Annotated in this window: 2 protein-coding genes; one reads left to right on the top strand and one right to left on the bottom strand. The window is 67.7% G+C overall.

All coding sequences use genetic code 11. The features are described 5' to 3' along the window. Positions 1–124 precede the first annotated feature (124 nt). Positions 125–2920, bottom strand: coding sequence for a beta-glucosidase (locus ABGA94_RS12165; protein ID WP_081275781.1), 2796 nt, complete (start codon positions 2918–2920; stop codon positions 125–127). A 338-nt stretch (positions 2921–3258) separates the two neighbouring features. Here ABGA94_RS12165 and ABGA94_RS12160 point away from each other — a divergent pair, with 338 nt between their 5' ends. Further along, positions 3259–3693, top strand: a complete 435-nt coding sequence (locus ABGA94_RS12160; protein ID WP_005417059.1) for a VOC family protein — start codon at positions 3259–3261, stop codon at positions 3691–3693. Positions 3694–3885 lie beyond the last annotated feature (192 nt).

Here is a 3885-nt window from a genome sequence, read left to right as displayed (position 1 = left end):
CCTGCGCGACCGGTTCGCCACATAAAAAGGGGACGGAGGGGATTAAGTCGTTTATGCATAAACGACTTAATCCCCTCCGTCCCCTTTTTCAGACACGGCCCTGTGCGGGCCGTGTCGTCAGGCATCAGCGCAGCACCTGCTCCACCAGCTGCACGTCCACGGTCTGCAGCGGCTCGGCGGCATTGCGCGCCAGCTGCACCTGGTAGGTGCCACCGTCGATCTTCCACTGGCGCGCCTGTGCATCGTAGTGGGCCAGCGTCTTCGGCTCGGCTTCGATGCGGATGCGGCGCTGTTCGCCCGGCTGCAGGTTCACCTTGTCGTAGCCGATCAGGCGGATCGGCGTGGTGCTGCCTGCCGGCAGCTTCAGGTACAGCTGGGCCACATCGGCGCCGGCGCGCTTGCCGGTATTGCGGATATCGACGCTCGCGACCAGGCGCGAGCCTTCCACGCTCACCTTCAGGTTGTCATAGGCGAACGAGGTGTAGGACAGGCCATGACCAAAGGCGAAGGTCGGGGTCAGGCCCTTGACCGCCATCCACTTGTAGCCGACGTTGGCGCCTTCGATATCGAAATCGAACACATCACCGAACGGCTTGGCCGGCTTGAAGCCGAGGCCATCGATATGCGGGCGCGGCAGCTGCGATTCGTCCGTCACCCAGGTCACCGGCAGGCGGCCCGACGGATTGACCTGACCGGTCAGCAGCGCGGCGATGCCTTCGCCGCCGCGGATGCCCGGGTACCAGGCCTGCAGCATCGCTGGCACCTGCCCCAGCCAAGGGGTGCGCACCGGGCCGTTGGTTTCCAGCACCAGCACGGTCTTCGGGTTTGCCGCGGCCACCGCCGAGATCAGTGCGTCCTGGTTGTCCGGCAGCTGCATGTCCGGCAGGTCCACCGATTCGGCGGCCCACTGCGTGGCAAACACAATGGCCACATCGGCCTGCGCGGCGGCCCTGGCCGCAGCGGCGGCATTGGTCCCGTCCACATACTCGATGGTTGCGTCAGGGCGCGCCGCACGCAGCGATTCCAGCGGCGAGGACGGGTGGAAGATCACCGGGCCCGGCCAGGTGGTCGGCAGCACCCCCGGCACCGCGTTGGTGCCCTTGGCGGTCACGCCCACCATCGACGAACCACCACCACCGATCACGCCCTTGTCGGCGTGGCCACCGATGATGACAATGCGCTTCACGCTGTCGGCCAGCGGCAGCAGGTTGCCTTCATTGCGCAGCAGCACGCTGCCCTCTTCCACCGTGCGCTGGGCCACGGCGAAGCCGGCCTCGGCATCCACCTTCTGGTGCTGCGGCGGGTTGTCGAAGTTGCCGTGCAGGAACATCGTGCGCAGGATGCGCGTGACCATGTCATTCAGGCGCGCCTGCGGCACCACGCCGCCATGCACGGCCAGACGCAGCGGTTCGTCGAAGAACACCGCTGCGTCGAACACTTCACCGGCCGACTGCTGGTCCAGGCCGGCCAGCGCCGCCTTCGAACCGCTGTGCACGCCGCCCCAGTCGGACATCACGAAACCGGGGAACTTCCATTCCTGCTTCAGCACCTGGTTCATCAGGTAGCCGTTCTCGCAGCCGTAGGTGCCGTTGATCTTGTTGTACGAGCACATCGCCACGCCCGGGCGGCCAGCCTCCAGCGCAATCTCGAACGCCAGCAGGTCCGACTCGTGCATGGCCTGTTCGCCGATGCGCACGTCGTGGAAGTTGCGCCGGGTCTCCATGTCGTTCAGCGCGAAGTGCTTCATCGAGGAGATCACGTGCTGGCTCTGCACGCCCTGGATCAGCGCGCCGACCATCGAACCGGCCAGCAGCGGGTCCTCACCGGCATATTCGAAGTTGCGGCCGTTGCGTGGATCGCGCTGCAGGTTGACGCTGCCCGACAGCAAGATGTTGAAGCGCTGCTGCCACGCCTCGCGGCCCATGGTCGCGCCACCGGCGAAAGCCACTTCGCGGTTCCAGCTGGACGCGGTGGATGGGCCCGATGGCATCGCCGTGGCGAAATCACCCGGGCGGATGCCGCCCGGATTGGTCACGCCGACGCCGGCATCGGCCGACTGCTGCGACGGAATGCCCAGCCGCGCCACGCCCGGCACGAAACCGGCCGAACCGACCGCGCCTTCCGGCAGTGGGCCACCATCCTTGCCCAGCCCGAAGTAGCTGTGCAGCATCTGGAACTTCTCATCCTCGGTCATCGCCTTCAGCAGCAGCGCGGCGCGCGCATCGGCGTTGAGGGTGGTGTCCATCCACGGCCTGTCGCCATGCGTGTCGGCGGCATAGGCCAGTGTCAGCAGGGTGGCGCGCAAGGCGCTGCCTTCCACCTTGAACGGCGCGCTGCTGGCGGCCTGGAAACCATCGCTGAAATAGCTGGCATCGGCTTCCAGCGCCACACGCGCCGGATCGAAGCCGGCGGCCTTGGCCGATTCACCGGCCACCGCGCCGAGCAGCACCGCCGGTGCACCCAGCCGCGAACGGGTGACCAGCGCTGGCAGCTGCGCGGCACCTGCACCGGCATCGGTATAGACCGCCACGGTGTGGCGGCCATCGTCCAGGCGCAGGTAGTTCAGGCCCGGCTGGTCCGGGCCGGATTCAGCGGCGATCGGCAGCCGGGTCAGTACGGCCTGGCCGCGCTGGGTCTGGCCATCATCCCTGCCCGCGGCAATGAAGCGGTATTCGTAACCCAGTCCGTCGGCCAGCACCTGCAGCGGATCGACCTGGCCGATGCCGCGCTGCACCTGACGCACGCTCACCGCGTCCACCTGCAGGGTCTTCAGCTGGGCGGCCAGGGCCGGCATCGCCTCGGCGGTCGGGGCCTGTTCCAGGGTCAGCACGGTGAACGCGGCAGGGTCGGCCCAGGCCGGAGCGGCCAGTGCAGCGGACAGGGCCAGGGACAGTACAAGCTGCTTTGTAAACGTTTTCATCGACGGGCGTAATTCCGTTGCCAAGGCAATCGGTCCAGGGAAAGTGCCGCCGAAGGGTGCAGCGTTCATGCCGCGCAGGGGTTGCCAGGCAACCTCCCGCAGGCCGAAGGACGGGCCGGTCTGCGCGCGGGACCCTCCTCCCGGCGTGACAACCTGCCTGCCCGGGCCGCGCAGGGCGACCCAATCCTGTGAAGATTGTGCGAGGGCGTTCACACCTGTCAACAGGACCTAAGTCACAGGGGCGATCCCAGCCTGCAGTTATCAGGCCATCACCGGCGGTCATCAGCGCGCCGTGCGAGGCTGCCGATAATGAAGGTCCCTGGCCACGAACCGAGCCCATGACCGTCCACCGCGACTTCGACCATCTCTGGCGCGACCGCTGCGATACCTCCAGCCAGCGCGCACCGCGCGTGCTGATCCGGGTGTTCGTGGCCCCCGGTGAGCTGGAACGCAGCGTGTCCTTCTACGAGCAGCTGCAGGGCGTGGTGGCCGATGCGGGCTTTCCATTTCCGGAGGCCGGGCTGCGCCTGGCCATGGTCGGTGCGTTCCTGTTGATCGAGGGCAGCGAGGCGGCGCTGGCGCCGTTCACCTCGACCACGGGGACACTGCTGGTCGATGACGTTCGGCCTTATCACGACAAACTGGTTGCCGCCGGCGCCGAGATCATCTTCCCGTTGCAGGTGGTCCCGACCGGGGCGGCGTTCAATGCGGTGCATCCCGACGGCACGGTGGTCGAGTACGTGCATCACCGGCCGGATCCGCAGGGGCGGTGAGGGGGCGAACGGCCAGGCTGCGCCCGGCCCCCGCGGTAGTGCCGGCCGCTGGCCGGCAACCTCAGAAGCAACAGCCGAAGCAAAAGCGGGCTTCCTGTGGGATGGCGGGGTGGGTCCGGTTGCGGGGGACGCCGTGAATCCGTCCCTGGAGGCTCGGTCGCGCCATCCATGGCGCTCACGCCCCCGCAACCG

Source organism: Stenotrophomonas sp. 3diitr2024 (genome assembly GCF_042136455.1).
GTDB lineage: Bacteria > Pseudomonadota > Gammaproteobacteria > Xanthomonadales > Xanthomonadaceae > Stenotrophomonas > Stenotrophomonas sepilia.
The sequence above is the reverse complement of the archived record's forward strand: the minus strand, read 5'-3'. Positions and strand labels throughout refer to the sequence as shown.